This is a genomic window from Butyrivibrio sp. FC2001, assembly GCF_000424125.1.
Taxonomy (GTDB): Bacteria; Bacillota; Clostridia; order Lachnospirales; family Lachnospiraceae; genus Butyrivibrio.
In genome coordinates, this window is the sequence record NZ_KE384133.1 from 64,164 (window position 1) to 81,634 (window position 17,471).

Consider the following 17,471-nt stretch of genomic DNA (forward strand, 5'->3'; position numbering starts at 1 on the left):
TCACTCCAATGTCTCATCATACTTTGCACGTATTCCGCCGATGAATTTAGGACGTACTCTTGCGGCGGTGATATGTGCCTGTCCGATTTCCCTATTTTCAAGTCTTAAGGGAACTGCAACCTTCTTAAGATGCATTCCGATGAGAGTGTCGCCGATATCAAGACCTGCATCAGCTCTTATCTCTTCAACTGCAACCGGATGCTCAAAGGTCTTGTAAGCAGTAGTTGCAAAGGATCCGCCTGCCTTAGGCTGGGGAACCACATTGACTATATCCTGTCCGGGAACTGCATCAGCCTCTATTATTATGGCTCTGTTAAGATGCTCGCAGCACTGTGCTGCAAGATAAATTCCATGCTTTTGTGTAACTGAATAAATTCCTGAAAAAACTGCTTCTGCCGCTTCAAGATTAGAACCGGTGCCGATAGTATCACCGCAAACCTCTGATGTTGAGCAGCCAATGACAAGGATCTGTCCTTTCTTCAGCTTTGCTTTTTCACATAATTCTTCAGTAACCTTTGATGCCTGCTGTGTAAGTTCCTCGTACATATTTCACCTCTGATAATAAAGTCTGGGACAAAATTCTTGCTCCAGCTAATAATTTAAATCTGACTTTTCAGTACTGAATTATTATCGTAAGCTCCAGTGAATTTGTCAAACAGTGAACCAACTCTGAAATATATTGCTCGTCAATTTTCAGAATAATTCCCTAAAAAAGCACCATCCCGTTGCCTAGGATGGTGCTTTATCACTTCAACATTATTACTGTGTACTGTTTTTCCTCATTGCCTCGAGCTTTTCCATACTTGATCTGATGGTAGTCAGGAGCTCATCCGCTTTTATAGGCTTTCTGAGAAAGGCAAGCGCTCCGTGCTTGTACACTTCAATCTCAGTATCTTCCTGATCATTTGCAGTCATGAAAATCGTGAAAATGCCACGACCGTATTTCTCATGAAGCTTATCCATCATGTCGAAGCCATTCATCTTGGGCATCATATAATCAGCCAGAATTATATCAGGCCGATGCTGATCGAATTCCTCCAGCGCCTTTTCGCCGGACTCAGCAGTATAGACCTTAAACTCCTGGGAAAGTATCCTCTCAAGCACCATAAGGACCATATCATCATCATCTACTACCAGAATGGACTTCTCAAACATAATTCACTCTCCATTTTTCAGAAAAAGACAATAGAATTAAATTGCATGGTGACTCTATATATATCTTATCGAATTTTTAGAAGGAAATCTATTAAAAATCCGTAAAATAACTACAAAATACCATTTATTAATTCGTGAACGTTCGAATTCAACTGCCATATTTTTATTTATTTGCATTTGCATAAGCCCTTATGGCATCGTTGATATCCAGCCCGCCATTGTGAAAATAGCCTCTCTGATAGTCTAGCTTCTTTCCTATTATACAAAAAAAGATATAATAATAAGGTCTTATTTTGAGGCAAATATCATACTTTTCGGAAAATAATAAATTATGAATACAAGAAAAATGACTGAATCAGATCTGATGAATCTTTACGGAACAATCTCTGATCCTGATGTAATGAAATATATTGAAGAGCCATATAATCTTGAAAAAACTGAGAATTTTCTTAAGGAAGCAGCTCTTACCGAGACACCTCTTATATATGCAGCGGAGGACGATGCCGGAAACTATATCGGATATGTCATCTATCATGAGTATGCGCAGGATTCTATTGAAATAGGATGGATTCTGAACAAATCCGCCTGGGGAAAAGGTTATGCCTGCAAACTTACAGAAATACTCTGCGACAAGGTAAGACTTACTGGAAAAAATGCCATCATAGAATGCAGTCCCGAGCAGCAGATCACAAAGCACATCGCTCAAAAATACGGCTTTGTATATGATGGATGCCGCGATGGATGCGATATTTTCAGACTTAATTGCTATCGTGTAATCGACGAAGATGTTACTCTCATTCCGTACTACAGAAATGACGAGGAATCCCTTCCCTGGTATCAGGATCCTGATGTCTGCAAGCAGGTCGACAACATCGACCACGTTTATGATATTGATAATTTACATGCCATGTACGATTTCCTCAGTAGTCATGGGTGCTGCTACTATATCAGCTATCAAGGAAAGCTTGTGGGAGATGTATCACTTAGGGACAATGCCGAGCTTGCAATCGTAATCTGCAAGGAGTATCAAAACAAGCACATTGGAAGAAGATGCATTCTTGATATGATCGCGCTTGCAAAGGAGAATGGAATGGATAAGGTCAAAGCCAATATCTATTCCTTTAATACCCAGAGCCAGCGAATGTTTACCTCTGTTGGATTTGTACAGGTTGATGATGAGTGGTTTGAATATGTATTAGAGTAGAGTCAGCAGATGATACGTCGACTCGTGAACATATCCCAAATCGATTGCTTGCGGGGGCTGATATTCGGGGACCGTTACGTCAGCGCGCGAACAAGTCATTTCATAGACTGAACGATTTCTAAATACATTAACGTTATTGCGTATATTTAAAGCTAGCGTTCAGTCAATTCTTTAAAACTTGAATGAACTGGATGAAAATCATCCATTGGAATCAGCTCAAGCATATCCTCAAAATCCATCATCTCTAAAACTGTTCATCCTACGCTCCCATTATAGAGCATCCTGACTCAACTCCATCTGTAAAACTATTCTTAATCTTGTAAATTTCCCGACATCTGGTGCGTCTCTGATAACAATTGTTCGCGATTAGACGTAACTTCTTCCTGAACGTCACACCCGCAGGCAACCAGTATTCAATGTTCTCACAACCTGGTGTAACGCCTTTCTAAACGCCACACTTCATCCTCTCAAAAAAAGCCAGCTATCACCATACTGTGATAACCAGCTCTTATTGTTTAAACTAATTACTAATTCCTACATACAGTCAGCAAATGGCTGGAATGACCTAGAAGCTCTCGCTTCTCACAAAATGCGAGATGATATTTGACGTACTTATCAAAATTCTCTCCGTCTAAGTCAAAGTCGCTGCGGCCCTGTGCAAGCTCAAGAACACCATCCGTAGCGGCAGTAGTTATGATTTCAAGCGGTGTCTTACCAAGCAGTTCCTCGAATTCAACAATATCGAAGCCAGTAAAAAGCTGCTCCGCGAAATGTCTGTTTTTGAAATCTTCTGTGAAGTTCTCACGAAATCCTTCCTGGAAGGTTCCGCACTGGTTACACAGATAGTTAGTGTCCATGATCGCATAAACAGAAATGAATGCAATGAGGATAACACCGCCCTTCTTGGTTACACGCTTTGCTTCTCTGAGCGCTGCCAGCTGCTCTTCCTCTGTATAGAGGTGATACATTGGTCCAAACAAAAGTGTCATATCAAAGCTTTCATCTTCAAGCATATTAAGATTTACCGCATCACCGTGATATGTCTTAATGTTATCAATGCCTTCTGCATTCTTTTGGAGTTTATCAAAATTGGAATCAGAGTATTCAATCGCTGTTACGTCTAAGCCTTCGTTAGCAAGTGCTATAGAAATTCTTCCTGTGCCTGCACCTATCTCGGCAACCTTTTTGCCTTCACCTAAATATTTGTGGATATAGTGCATGGTGGTTATGTACTCAACCTGTCCCTGCCTGGAAGCATCCAGCCTGTTTTCCTCCGGATATTTCGCATAAAAACCCTTTACAATCGTCTCTCTTTTTTCCATACTTTGCTCCTCCAATTTTCTGAAAATAATTAGACACGATTATAATTGTCGCAAAATATACTGTCAAGTATATCTTTCTGACACAATAATTTATGCTACTTCCCTATACACCAAAGAAAATCTCGTGGAAGAATTTTCTCACATAAACCGGACGAATCGGATCATAGAAGCAGGGCGCTGTCGGTATATCCTGAAGATCTGAGATATCCTTAAACCGCTCTGCATACTTACTGATTCATTTCTGGAAGTCAGCATTTTCCCTGTCTTTTACAAGCTCATTAATGTCTAAAGGGTAATAAAAAGCCCTGGCGGATGTATGTTCACTGCCCAGCCGATTTAAGCGAAGCTTATCGGAGGCTGGAAGTGAAGATGCATCTGCCAGGGCACTGTTTATTATTCTTTACTTTTTGTTTTTAGCAGCGAAGCCTGCTCTCTTTCTAAGAGTAGGATCAAGAATCTTCTTACGGATTCTGAGAGTCATAGGTGTTACCTCAAGCAGCTCGTCTGTATCGATAAAGTCGATGCACTGCTCAAGTGACATGATACGCGGAGGAACAAGTCTAAGAGCTTCATCTGCTGAAGAGGTTCTTGTATTTGTGAGGTGCTTTGTCTTACAAACGTTAACCTCGATGTCCTCGCTCTTACCTGATGTACCGATTACCATTCCTGAGTAAACCTTGTCGCCGGGAGCGATAAAGAGCTGTCCACGCTCCTGTGCATTGAACAGACCGTAAGTAACGGCTTCACCTGTCTCGAAAGAGATAAGTGAACCCTGCTTACGATAGGAGATATCTCCCTTGTAAGGAGCATATCCATCAAAGATTGTGTTCATGATACCGTTACCCTTGGTATCTGTCATGAACTCACCTCTGTAACCGATAAGTCCTCTTGAAGGGATAAGGAACTCAAGGCGTGTGTAACCGCCGTTTGCAAGTCCCATGTTGATCATCTCACCCTTTCTCTCACCAAGCTTCTGGATAACGCTTCCTGAGAATTCCTCGGGAACGTCGATGTAGCACTTCTCCATAGGCTCGAGCTTCTTGCCGTTCTCGTCGGTCTTGTAGATAACCTCAGCCTTACTTACTGCGAACTCATAGCCCTCACGACGCATTGTCTCGATAAGAACTGAAAGGTGAAGCTCACCACGTCCTGAAACCTTGAAGGTCTCTGTGGTATCTGTATCCTCAACTCTGAGGGATACGTCTGTGTTAAGCTCCTTATAAAGACGGTCACGGATGTGACGTGATGTTACATATTTACCTTCCTGGCCTGCAAGAGGTGAATCATTAACGATGAAGTTCATTGAAATTGTAGGCTCGGAAATCTTCTGGAAAGGAATAGCATTCTGAGCATCAACTGCACAAAGTGTATCACCAATCTTAAGCTCTGAAATACCGGATACAGCAACGATTGCACCGATTCCTGCCTCCTGAACCTCAACCTTGCCAAGGCCTTCAAACTCATAAAGCTTACTTACCTTAGTCTTGATCATTCTATCAGGCTCATGGTGATTGACGATAACAACCTCCTGGTTAACCTTAAGTGTACCGTTATCAATTTTTCCTACACCGATACGACCAACATACTCGTTGTAATCGATTGTGCTGATGAGCATCTGTGTGCTGGCATCAGGATCACCTACAGGAGCAGGGATGTAGTTGATGATAGTGTCAAGAAGAGGCTTAAGGTCGCTTCCGGGCTCATCAAGTGACATTGATGAAATACCTGCCTTAGCAGATGCGAATACGAAAGGACAGTCAAGCTGCTTATCATCTGCACCAAGGTCAAGAAGAAGCTCAAGAACCTCATCAATAACCTCGTTAGGACGAGCCTCAGGTCTATCGATCTTATTTATACAAACAATTACGGGAAGCTTAAGCTCCATGGCCTTACCAAGAACGAACTTGGTCTGGGGCATTGCACCCTCGAAAGCGTCAACAACAAGAATAACGCCATTAACCATCTTAAGAACTCGCTCTACCTCTCCACCGAAATCTGCGTGGCCGGGTGTGTCGATAATGTTGATCTTAATGTCTTTATAGCTGATGGCTGTGTTCTTGGACATGATGGTGATTCCACGCTCACGCTCGATATCGCCTGAGTCCATAACACGCTCTACGACGTCCTGGCCCTCACGGAATACTCCGCTCTGTCTAAGCAGTCCGTCAACCAGTGTTGTTTTACCGTGATCGACGTGGGCGATAATTGCTACGTTTCTGACATCGTTTCTTGTCTGTTTCATGGTTTTCCTCCGTACATAAATGCTTCTATTGATTGGACATTGTTACTATTAATAATAGGAAATCAATGTTATTTGTTTTCAAAACTCAGTAAGTATATCACGAGGTATTATCATATGCAATAAAATAAAACACCGCAATATCATTAAATAAATATAAACTGCTTGTCACATATTTAAATTTGATTCTATACGATTTAAAATATAAGTATGGATGATTATGAGAAGAACCTGAAAAGATTTGAAGCTCTTCAGGGTGATAAACTCAAACTTCATAAAGACAATGAGCCGCAGACCAGGGTATGCCTGAATTGTGGCAGAAGGCTCCTGAAGGATTCGAAAAAGAACCTTTGTCCAAAGTGCGCTGAGCAGGAGCTTTTTTGTGATGTCCGCGATTACATCCGTGCAAACGACGTCAAGGATTACCAGGTTGCTGAGCACTTCAATCTCCCTCTCTCCAAGGTAAAGGAGTGGATAAAGCAGGGCCGCATCCAGTACAAGGACGACCCCAGCATGAAGCAGATAATCATGGGAAACTACTGTCAGGTTTGCGGAACCCCTACCAACTTCGGAACCATCTGTCCGCAGTGCATGCGCGACAAGAAGAGATCCGAGCAGATTGGCGTTGCTATCGCTCAGCCTAAGGCAGCCGGCGACAACAAGATGCAATTCATGAAAGATGAAAAGAAATGATTTTACTGATAATAATAGCAGCTATTTACATATGTTTACTTGAGCTTTCTAAGAATATACTGGCAGGATGTGCTGTCGGTATATTTCTTTTTGCGGCATTTTTCTGTGTCAGATTTTTCCTGAAAAAGAAGGACCAGTGGAACTTTAAGAGGCTTGTCATAGCTTCAGCGGTTTTAGGGCTTACTCTTTTAATAAACTATCTGGTGACTGCGCCTCCGGAAAAGCTGACACCGGCAGTGACCTATAAAAATCCCAAGGCCACCGAGGTTGTTCATGTGGCTCAGGGCGACCTTACGGGAGTGTACAGCGAGGATCAGCGGGTTCAGATATTCGCAGGAATCCCCTACGCCAAGCCACCCATCGACGAGCTTCGCTGGAAGGAGCCAGAGGCCCCTGAAAAGTGGGAAGGCGTAAGAGTCTGCGACACTTTTGGTCCCATGGCAATGCAGCCTGTTTCTCCGCCGCTTCTCTCCTCTCTTTCAAGCATTCTTGGTACCCATGATTACAGGTTTTCACTGAATGATCAGTATAAAAATGCCATGAGCGAGGATTGCCTTTATCTGAATGTTTTCGCGCCTGCTGACTACGCAGGTGAACCGCTCCCTGTAGTATTTTTCATACATGGCGGTTCCCTCACCACAGGCCAGTCATTTTATACGGAATATCGCGGAGAAAGTTTCGCTAAAAAGGGTGTCATCCTGGTCAATTTTGCATACAGACTTGGTGTCTTGGGCTACATGGCAAATGACGAGCTGGCGGCTGAATCCCCCAATGGAACCACCGGTGACTACGGACTTCTCGATCAGATAATGGCACTAAAATGGGTGCATGAAAATATTGGCGCCTTTGGTGGCGATCCCGATAACATCACGATTGCGGGTGAATCCGCAGGCTCCTCCAGCGTAAATGCGCTGTGCGTATCTCCTCTGACTGAGGGACTTTTCGTAAGGGCAATCGCAGAAAGCAGCGGAATTGCTGTAAAGAAGCCCTATCACACCTTCCGCACCATGCCGGAAGCTCTTGAAGAGGGCAAGACAGTCATGGAGGAATTCAGGGCTAAAAATATTGAGGATCTCCGAAAGGTAAGCGCTAAAAAGCTGATAACCACAAGCTCCGTAAATGACAGCATGTGCATCGATGGCTACGCCATAACGGAAGCGCCCTACCTCACCTACGAAAAGGGCAAAAATCACGAGCAGGCGCTTTTAAACGGCTCCAATTTAAAGGAAGCAGATGCCTTCATGCTCGATACCGAGGTTACAAACGACAACTACGAACAGGTACTGGTACCGGTTCTTGGAACCTACACAAGAAAGGCTATTGCCGTAGTTCCTCCCGAAAGCATAACCCGCGATGAGGCATTTATCATAGATGCCGGCGGAGAAGCCAAGGGAAGTGCCAATTTTATCTACAGTGATGCCTGGTTTTCCTACAGCCACTTTGTATGGAGCAGGTACATGGAGCAGCAGGGAAAGCCTGTATATCAGTACTTTTTCACAAAAACAAATAAGTACTTAAGCAATAACCATGCCGGTGAGATGGTCTACGCCTACGGCAATCTCTGGCGCCATCCCGGAATGTACAGCGAAAAGGACGAAGCACTCTCTGAGCTCATGGTGAGCTACTGGACCAACTTCGCCAAGACCGGTGATCCCAATGAAGGCGGACTTCCCCACTGGCCACAGTGGAACAGCGAGGAGGACCAGCTACTTGAGCTGAACGACACAATCCGGCTCATCGTCAATCCATACAAGGAGCTGAACAAGGTGATCGATGCCTATCAGGGATACTGATTCTAATGAAATAAAACGGAGATAACAGCTATTTCTTCTAAGCTATTATCTCCGTTTTATTTCTGACAGATGGCAATTTAGTCATTTGCATTACGTTTCCTTAATCCTGATCAAGGATCCCCTAAAGTACTGCTCCTGAAATTTTGTCATAATTATATATATTGTCTATTATGCTTTAAGCATATAAACAAAGCTTAAATAATAATCTCTTATTTGTTCCTTGGTGTAATTCAAGTAATGATTTCCAATATAATCCTCTAGTACTTCCTTTCCCATCCTTAGTTCTGGAAGCACTTTATTATTCTTGGGATCACTCATTGTTAATTCCATATACTGCAGAGCCTTCTCTATAAAACTCCTTTTCTTTTCATTATCTTTATCGAAACGTACTGCTCTTTTAACTTCATTTCCAATGTTAACCATTTGTTCAGGGAGACTTAACTTGAACCATCCCTCTTTTACAACTGTATCCATTTTTTTATTACCTCCGTAGCACGCTCCTCTATGTCTGAATCTAATATACTCATTCCACCTCTGGGAAATCCATGTATCTGATTATTTTTATGTAAATTATACAATACAGAATATGTAAAAAAAAGCAATCCGGAAATGTGACTCCGGACTGCCATGTTTTTTAATCAGATTGACTTACAAACAGCGCTCTGTAATCCCTTGGGGTCATGCCCTTCTCCTCGCGGAACACTCTGTTAAAGCTGGGGATGCTCTGGAAGCCCGATAACATGGCTACCTCCGTGAGGGTTCTGCCATCCTCTGTCAGGAGCTCCGATGCCTTTTCAAGCCTTATCATGTTGAGCCACTTGCTGTAGTTCATGCCGGTGGCATTTTTAAATATCCTTGAAAAATAATCCCTGCTGATTCCTGCCATCTCAGCCATGGTGCCCTGGGAGAGATCGTCAGCTGTGAGGTTATTCTTGATATAATCGGTGACCCTTATCATGCGCTGCATAACGTCATCGGCATAGCCGTAAGGCTCCTCGTCCATCTCGGGTGCAAGCTCATTTCTGTGCTCAAGGAGCGTCAGCATGAATTCCATCAGCAGCATGCAGCACCTGATCTCCTTTTCCTGATTATCCGAAAAGAAGATATCCCTCATCTTTTCGATAAGTACCTTCAGCTTAGCCGCAAGCTCAGGATGGGCTTCCACGCAGATAATATGGAGGTTTCTATACAGATGCATGACCCTCTGAAGGTCGAAAAGGGAGTTCATGAAAGAGTTTGAAAACTGTATAACCATCGCCTTTTCCCTGTCTGCATCCACGATCGCATGCATTTCCATAGGCCACACCAGGACTATATCATCCGGCACAAGCTCATAAGTATTTTTTCCGACCATATATATATTCGTTTTTCCGGGACCAACAAGCAGAATCTCACCATAGGAATGCCAGTGCATCTGGTAGCTTCTCTCCTTGTAGCCGGTCGCCATGTTAAACGCGCTGTAGTGATCAAAATCGTATATCTCGTAATTGCTGTAATCCATGTTTTATATACCCTGTCTATGCTCTTATTCTCTATAAATACAAGCCTTTATATCGCTCTTTCATCTACTTCTTAGTTGCCACTCATTTACCATTATATTACTTACACAATCAAATGTCGTGCAATTATGTCAAAAAATGATAACTTTTATGACAGCAACTGAGTATTTTTATTTTTCAGTGGGACTATAATCATCTAAACTGAAAAATGTTTTCATGGAGATTTTGAAAATGAAAAATAATATAACAGATATGACAAAGGGCAGCCCCGCAAGGCACATTCTGCTGTTTGCACTACCTACCCTGATTGGTAATATCTTCCAGCAGATATACAACCTCGCTGACTCAGTGATCGTAGGAAGATTCATCGGTTCAGATGCCTTCGCAGCAGTAGGCGCGACCACTTCCATCACCTTCCTGTTCTTTGCTCTGTGCAACGGAATCGGCGGTGGCGGCGGAATCGTGGTATCCCAGTTCTATGGGGCACATGATGATAGCAATGTAAAAAAATGTATAGTAAACACCGGACTTATAATGCTACTTGTTCCGGTCTTTTTTGGTGTTACTGGCTTTGTGATGGCCCCCTCTCTGCTTAAGCTTTTGGGTACTCCGGAGCTTATTCTTTCTGATGCCATTTTGTATGTGCGCTACATGTGCGTAGGACTTTTGTTTGTCTCTTTGTACAACTATTTGTCCTCAGTACTGCGCGCCCTTGGTGACTCCAGAACACCCTTGTATTTCCTTATTATTTCTACAGTTATCAACATTGTTCTGGATATCATTTTTGTCTGCGTTTTTTCATACGGAATATTGGGTGCTGCCCTTGCAACAGTGCTGGCACAGTTCATTTCCGTGCTTCTTAGCGCTGTTTACGCTTATAAGACTAACCCTTACTTCAGATTCAGTAAGGAAGACATGTCCATAACCTTCGATATGACCTACAAGATCGTTCGCCTGGGTGTGCCCATGTCGATTCAGTTTAGTCTTATCGCGATATCTGCCATGGCAGTCCAGAGGATCGTCAACTCCTACGGAACTGTTGTTGTAGCAGCCTTTACAGCAACAAACCGTATCGAGCAGCTGATCCACCAGCCCTACCAGACTCTCGGCGCTTCACTTTCAACCTACAGCGGGCAGAACTACGGTGCCAAGAGAAATGACCGCGTATATGCAGGCTACAAAACAGGACTCTTTATCATGGCTGTGCTGACTGCAGTTCTTGTCGTAGCAATGCAACTCTTCGGAAGAACCATCACCAGTATGTTCGTGACAGATGAGCAGGTCATCGCCCTCGGCGCAAATGGACTTAAGATAACAAGTCTGTTCTATCTTGCTCTTGGAATGATCTACGTTGTCCGCGGAGTGCTCACAGGAATCGGCGATGCCTTCTTCTCCCTGTTCAACGGAGTGATCGAGGTTATCGGCAGATTCACAATTCCGCTTCTCATGACCTCTTACCTTGGCTTTGGCGCTATGGGAATATGGCTCTCCTCCGGAATCGTATGGTTCCTCAGCGGCGCTACCGCATGGGTTCGTTACTGGACTTATTTCCAGAGAAGGAACGTCGGACAGCACGCGAAGGTTCAGGTGCAGTGAGGATTTTATTTAAAAGCATCCCACTGATACTTACATGAAGGATTCCAGATAATCCAGGAATATACGCCGTTATCATTCACAGCTTTGATCTGGTCCTTTAGCTCTTCTACGCCGTAGTCCTTGTATTTACTAAGATATGAAGCAGTAAAGCCCTGAAGCCATGGACGAACCTTGGCCTGTTTGCGTGTGCCCTTGGGATTAACCACTTTTAATGCCGCATCAGAGTTCTTCATGGCACCATCTATGGTCTCATAAGGGTGAAGGTCCGGATAATCAATTCCCATGGAGCCTTCATAGTAATGAGAGGGATAGATCATGGGTGAGAGGTACTCGCAGTCCATGGAAAGCCAGGAATACTCCTGCCCAACGATGTTACTGTCAACGGCAGAATTTATAATTGTTCCGAAAACATCAAGAGATAAGGGCATATTCTCTGCTCTAAGGTTAGCGTGAGCATAGCGAACGAACCCATATACCGCCCTGCGCCTGCCGTAGCCGTTGATTCCCAGATCCTCTTCCTTTATTCCGGTAGGAAATCTCACATAGTCATACTGAACCTCATCAAAACCTGCTGCCTTACAGCCCTTCGCAACCTCGATCAGATAGTCGCGGGCTTCCTTAACTCTTGGATCAATCCAATTAAATTCCTTGGCATCCTCATACACGCTGCCATCAGCATTTTTCAGCATCCATTCAGGCTTAACACTGTCAATAAAAGGATCCCTGAAGGCAACGCATCTTGCAATTGTGTAAACGCCGTGCTCGTGAAGTGTATTCATTAGACCGGGCATATCCTTTACAAGAATATCCTCAACGCCCAGCTCGTCAATAAGCTCGGAATCCATATCGAAGGAGATTGTGCCCTCGTCTGTTTTTACGTCAATGACAACTGCATTTATGTTAGTCTCATCTATGTGCTGGATGATTTCTTCCATCATGCTTGTGGTTCCTGCAACGTGTGCACTGACATAAATTCCGTGGATATCGTCCTCTGAAGGGCCTGCATCACCGGAAGATACTGATATATTGTCTGTATCTGAATATCCAGAAGAAACTTCTGTTTTTGAAGAATCAGCTTCCTTTGTATCGATTGGTTCCTCCGCATCACCTGAGCTGATCTCAATTGCGACTGCTTTTGAATTAATACTATTTATATTGCTAAGAGCTATTCCCCATATCAGGCTCAGAGCAACAATGCTTAAAAATTTTCTCATAATGTCCCCACTTTCCGATTCACAATTGTACTAAAAAAAGGCGCATAAATAAATCCTTGTTACACTTTATATACATTTGTTATAATCATTCATTGCGAGGGGACACTGCGTATTCGCAGAATAAAAATCAAAGGGGAAATTTTAAAAATGAAAAAACGTTTGGGGAATCTATTGTTCTTCATCACTACACTCATGTGTGTGATGGTCTTATTGGTGTGCGTATCCATAAACTCCAGGGCTGCTGGTGCAGGAACGCTTTCTAATGGCGCTAATTTCAATGTAGCGCTTAAACAGTTTGGTAATTCTTCATGTAAAAGCTATAACGATTTTGATTACAATCTGAAGAAAATCATTTTTACCAACAAGGCGCCTTCCGGTAATTTTCAGACAAAAGGAGTCGGCTCAAATGTTACTGCCTATTATGACAGCAACCAGAAAATCGTGTACATTTACAGTCCATCAAAAATCATGTTTCCTGCAGCAAGTGATCATGCCTTTACCGGGTTAAAAAAGGTTGAAAGTATTGATTTCAATAATGCTGTCGACATGAGAAATATCCAGGACATGACCGATATGTTCTATCACTGCAGCAGCTTGAAGGCATTGGATACTACATATTTTAAAAATGCCAAGCCGACAAATATGTTCAGTATGTTTATGGGTTGTTTTAATCTTGAACAGCTTGATGCTACTAACTTTAATACTTCAAATGTAACAACAATGAGCCAGCTTTTTGCATTTTGTCATAGTTTAAAACAGTTAGATGTAAGCACATGGAATACTTCAAAAGTAACAGATATGCATGCTACCTTCCGTGGTTTGGAAAAGGTACCATCACTTAATCTTAGCAATTTCAATACTTCGAATGTAAAAAAAATGGATATCATGTTTGGCGATTGCAAAAGTCTGACAAGGCTTGATCTTAGAAGCTTTAACACTGCAAAGGTAACTGATATGCTTTTCATGTTCGGGGGATGTTCAAGCCTTCAGACACTTGATATCAGCTCTTTTGATCTTTCATCAATAAAAGAGGATAAGAAAATAGAAAACTTCTTCAGTTGCTGTCACAAATTGAAGAACGTATATGCTCCCAGGAAAATAGTAAGGCCTTTGGATTATGACTATTCTACCGGTTACTGGATGATAAGAAGTGAGCCTATTGGAGCGATGATTCTGGATGATAATAACGATGGCGTTGCCGATAACTCTACTGTATATGCCAAGCTTCCGGTAGCTAATAAGAGCCATAAATATATTGTGTTAAAAAATAAAGATGTTCCGGATGTCGTTGATGCCGAAAATGAAAAGACAGCTTCCGGCAATGGTGGTAGTCAGAAAAACTCAAAACTCCCCCTGACTGTAACAATTGATGGCGTAACTTATACAATCGGAAAAAATGCAAAAGCAACAGTAATTAAAATTGACAAGGTTAAGAAGGCTTCTCTTGAAAAAGTAACTGTCCAGGGCGTTACATATACTGTTACAGATATTGCAGAAAATGCCTGCGAGAACAACAAGAAAATCAAGAAGTTGACTATTGGAAGCGGCGTTACTTCAATCGGAAAGAGTTCTTTCAAGGGATGCAAAAAGCTTAAGAAGGTAACCATCAATGCAAATGCATCATTGACTATTGGCAAGGGAGCATTCAAGAAGATAAATAAAGACGCTACTATCAAGGTTAATGGAACAAAAGGAAAAGCTAAGAAAAAGCTTGTTAAAGCAATCAGAAAGCAGACAAATGCTTCTGTGAAATAAAACAGAATAGAATTTGTAAGATGCCTGTCGCAATGCGGCAGGCATCTTTTTAATGGTAGCTTTGTTCTGATGGAATGAAATGATGATAGCATTTCACTCGCGGGGATAAGGTGTCGGAGGGATGTACGTCTATCCGCGAACAATTGTTGATATTGATCCCCCTGCGGATATATCTTACAGCGGCCGTTGCGTCTGTTCGCGAACAATTGTTATTATAGACGTACCGGTTGCCGGAAAATGTACAGAATATAGAATAGAATTTCAGGGGGTGTTACACCGGTGTGACAGAAATGTTGATTATAGGCGTAAGGAATTTCAGAAAATCACATTTATTAAGGAAGCCAGAATAACCTGTAGGTAAAATAAATCAGTCAGTATAGCAAAAGGCCTACATACTGACTTAACAACAAAATAATATTCACTAAATAACGTATACTAATTTCAGAACCGTTCATCCGGAATAGAAGAAATCTCAGAAATAGGTGTAACGCCTCCCAAAAAAGCAATCCCAAACTTCAACCAATACAAAGACTTGTTCGCGATTAGACGTAACTCACAAATGTAAACTATCCTCGCAGAGGAACTACCCCAATACTAATTAACAAAAAAGTGCCCTGCTTTCCAGCAAGACACTTCCATTATCATCTTATTCGTAAACCGGTCTGAATATTAAAATCGATGGAAGCTCCCTGCTGGTTCTGGTATCCTCAGGCCCCTTATCGCCAACGAACGTCACCTCAATATTTTCAGTTGTATTAGGCTCAACTCTGAAAACAGCTTCATTGTCATTTTCATCAACAGCGATGATCACTTCCGAATCTAAAAGCTTCCCCTTTTCATCCCAATCTCTGCCTTCAAGCCCGAAAACAGCGGGTACATCCATTGTGTTCTCTACGTGAATCGTGCATCTCTCGTAGACTTTTCCATCCTTTATCTCAAAATCATCAAACCAGGACTCTCGCATGACAATTTCATAGCTCCCCTGCTCCACTGTATAGTGGTGGTCTGTCACCTCGCCCCTTATGAATTTAACTTCATCATTACCCGCTGCTGTTACTTCGAAGGTGTTATCCGAAGTCCATACAACGTGGTAATCATTCTCGGCAAATCCGGAATATTCCTTGATTTGTATAGCCTTGGAGGAAACCTCCTTCCCAGGCTCCGGATATTTTCCTAACCAATTGGGGTAATCCACATAGAGATAAACGGCGTATTCCTTATCATCCATCCAGTAATCCACCACCTCAATCTGGCAATCACCGTTAGGTGAAGGGTAAGCCTCCCTTATTATAGGATCAGCATCAAGCGCAATCACCATAATCACAACAAAAGCAATTGCACCTAAAATTGCTACGGCAGAGATAATGCTAAGAATCACAATGCTAAATATTTTCAGACCTTTTTTCATACAATCCTCACCTACCCGGAATTTATTGCAAAAGCACCTACCTGCGGGATAGATGTTTTATTTTCAATCGGTATAATACCATGTTTTCAAAGCAAACGTCATCGGGCAGCCTCAAAAACTACACACATTCTTCACATTTTTACTATTATGTTCTCCTTTCATGAGACCGAAATATATAAAAGCTAAGGATAGCGCTTTAGTGCAAAGGGACTGCATTAGGGCGCTTGATTTTTGTCCCTGGAAGGAGATATCGGAAAAATTGGCAGCACCCACTCGGTCCTATGGAGAGTGGCGCGTATCTGACTGACAGAGGATACGCAGAAAGGATACCATATGGATAATATTGACAGCATGAGCGGTTATCGCAGTGTTTACATGGCGTTTGGGGCGTTCAAGGTAAATCCGTCGCAGTCACAGGCTGGAGCGAAGGTAGCCAAAACGGGTGAAAATGAAGATGCCTCTTTTATGTCCGCTCTTAATCTTGCAACCAATAAAGTAGATGATTACGAAGCAGATGTAGTAGAAGAAAACGAGGATGATCTGTCTGTTCAGAGCACAAAAACTGATCTGTTTAATAACGGTGCATTCCTCTCCTACACCAGAATAATCACCGCCCACATTCCCGATGACATGACTTCAGCTATTGAAAATGGTGATACGGATTCTGTGTTTAGTGCCCAAAATGGCGGCCAGGATCTTCAGATTACAGTGAAGGTGGATGGCCCTAACCGCATTTATACAGCTCAGGGGATAGACAAGGATGGGAATAAGTTCTCAAAAGAAATCGATCCCTACAACGTTGACCCGACAGACACTGATTACCCGGGCTTTGCAACACTTTGCGCCTACCTAAGGGATACTGAAGGAATGGCTGACAATGCCATGCAGGCTGTACGTGATGCCATGCCAGAAGACATGAACGAAAATGGCAATTATATTCTGAAGGTTGGCTTGATTTCTCAGGAAAACGGCAACCTCTCAGGTGCCAAGAAACTGTTTGAGCAGATGCAGACCTTCTTCACAAAGCTTTTGGATCTTAGCAGTGCTTCTCCTTCAGACTCAGGCCAGACCGCTATGAGTGTTCGAAGTGACAACTCCGATTCCGGTACCGGTTCACTTTCTCAAAATAAGAAAAGCCAGATTCTTGATGAACTGCAGCAGATGATTCAGCTCATGCTACAGCAGATGCTAAAGGAGCTTATGGGCGACGATAGCTACGAGGAAGTTTCTACAGAAAATGATGAAGAGGAAGAAATTGCCGCTGAGTCTGTGTCCAATAATGATGAAAGCAAAGAAACTGCTGCTGAATCTCTGACAGAAACAAAGGAGCCTTCTGTTTCTGAAGAAGAAACCATGGAGGATGGCCTTGATCTTGAAAATGCTCAGGTTTTGTAAACTGTGGTAGATTAGCGCCAGGCACGACAAATTTGTGCCTGGCGTTATTTTATATTAACGTTCCCCTGCGGGTATTACTTGCAGGGGAATTATTACGTTTACTCGCGAACAATTATTTATGTTGGTTCCCCTGCGGGGACGCCTTTTAGGTGTCGTTACGTCTGCCCGCGAACAATTATTTATGTTGGTTCCCCTGCG

14 protein-coding genes are annotated in these 17,471 nt (G+C 42.8%); 6 read left to right on the top strand and 8 right to left on the bottom strand.

The genetic code is table 11. The features are described from left to right. Both G601_RS0117985 and G601_RS24020 read right to left on the bottom strand, forming a co-directional pair. Positions 1-546, bottom strand: coding sequence for a TIGR01440 family protein (locus G601_RS0117985; protein WP_026666147.1), 546 nt, complete (start codon positions 544-546; stop codon positions 1-3). Positions 547-759: 213 nt separating this feature from the next. Beyond that, complete coding sequence (locus G601_RS24020; RefSeq protein WP_051206018.1) at positions 760-1,155, bottom strand: response regulator; 396 nt, start codon at positions 1,153-1,155, stop codon at positions 760-762. 331 nt (positions 1,156-1,486) lie between these two features. Here G601_RS24020 and G601_RS27015 point away from each other — a divergent pair, with 331 nt between their 5' ends. After that, complete coding sequence (locus G601_RS27015) at positions 1,487-2,359, top strand: GNAT family N-acetyltransferase (protein ID WP_081673610.1); 873 nt, start codon at positions 1,487-1,489, stop codon at positions 2,357-2,359. Between the two features lie 527 nt (positions 2,360-2,886). On the opposite strand, the gene G601_RS0118000 is transcribed toward G601_RS27015, so the two are convergent. Then, complete coding sequence (locus tag G601_RS0118000) at positions 2,887-3,681, bottom strand: class I SAM-dependent methyltransferase (protein ID WP_026493243.1); 795 nt, start codon at positions 3,679-3,681, stop codon at positions 2,887-2,889. A 400-nt stretch (positions 3,682-4,081) separates the two neighbouring features. Beyond that, positions 4,082-5,923 carry a translational GTPase TypA gene (typA, locus tag G601_RS0118005; RefSeq protein WP_026493242.1) on the bottom strand — a complete coding sequence of 614 codons (1,842 nt, stop codon included), beginning with the start codon at positions 5,921-5,923 and terminating at the stop codon, positions 4,082-4,084. 207 nt (positions 5,924-6,130) lie between these two features. Between typA and G601_RS24025 the strand changes: the two genes are divergently transcribed. Together G601_RS24025 and G601_RS0118015 are read left to right on the top strand one after the other, a co-directional pair. Beyond that, a complete protein-coding gene (locus G601_RS24025; protein WP_051206020.1) occupies positions 6,131-6,613 on the top strand; it encodes a hypothetical protein in 483 nt (160 codons plus the stop codon). Then, positions 6,610-8,406 carry a carboxylesterase/lipase family protein gene (locus G601_RS0118015; protein WP_026666149.1) on the top strand — a complete coding sequence of 599 codons (1,797 nt, stop codon included), beginning with the start codon at positions 6,610-6,612 and terminating at the stop codon, positions 8,404-8,406. The genes G601_RS24025 and G601_RS0118015 overlap by 4 nt, the downstream gene beginning before the upstream one ends. A gap of 168 nt (positions 8,407-8,574) precedes the next feature. Here the strand turns inward: G601_RS0118015 and G601_RS0118020 are convergent, their stop codons facing one another. Further along, a complete protein-coding gene (locus G601_RS0118020; RefSeq protein WP_026666150.1) occupies positions 8,575-8,880 on the bottom strand; it encodes a hypothetical protein in 306 nt (101 codons plus the stop codon). Between the two features lie 160 nt (positions 8,881-9,040). Continuing rightward, positions 9,041-9,907, bottom strand: a complete 867-nt coding sequence (locus G601_RS0118025) for an AraC family transcriptional regulator (protein WP_026666151.1) — start codon at positions 9,905-9,907, stop codon at positions 9,041-9,043. Between the two features lie 229 nt (positions 9,908-10,136). Between G601_RS0118025 and G601_RS0118030 the strand changes: the two genes are divergently transcribed. Continuing rightward, positions 10,137-11,501 carry an MATE family efflux transporter gene (locus tag G601_RS0118030; protein ID WP_196808920.1) on the top strand — a complete coding sequence of 455 codons (1,365 nt, stop codon included), beginning with the start codon at positions 10,137-10,139 and terminating at the stop codon, positions 11,499-11,501. 5 nt (positions 11,502-11,506) lie between these two features. Here G601_RS0118030 and G601_RS0118035 read toward each other — a convergent pair whose 3' ends face one another. After that, complete coding sequence (locus G601_RS0118035; protein WP_035791059.1) at positions 11,507-12,715, bottom strand: putative glycoside hydrolase; 1,209 nt, start codon at positions 12,713-12,715, stop codon at positions 11,507-11,509. Between the two features lie 147 nt (positions 12,716-12,862). On the opposite strand from G601_RS0118035, the gene G601_RS25410 reads away from it, so the two are divergent. Then, complete coding sequence (locus G601_RS25410) at positions 12,863-14,470, top strand: BspA family leucine-rich repeat surface protein (RefSeq protein ID WP_081673612.1); 1,608 nt, start codon at positions 12,863-12,865, stop codon at positions 14,468-14,470. Positions 14,471-15,116: 646 nt separating this feature from the next. Here G601_RS25410 and G601_RS0118045 read toward each other — a convergent pair. Beyond that, positions 15,117-15,878: a hypothetical protein gene (locus G601_RS0118045; RefSeq protein ID WP_026666155.1), complete on the bottom strand. Its 762-nt coding sequence runs from the start codon at positions 15,876-15,878 to the stop codon at positions 15,117-15,119. Positions 15,879-16,211: 333 nt separating this feature from the next. Between G601_RS0118045 and G601_RS0118050 the strand changes: the two genes are divergently transcribed. After that, positions 16,212-17,273, top strand: coding sequence for a hypothetical protein (locus tag G601_RS0118050; RefSeq protein WP_026666156.1), 1,062 nt, complete (start codon positions 16,212-16,214; stop codon positions 17,271-17,273). Positions 17,274-17,471: the final 198 nt, after the last annotated feature.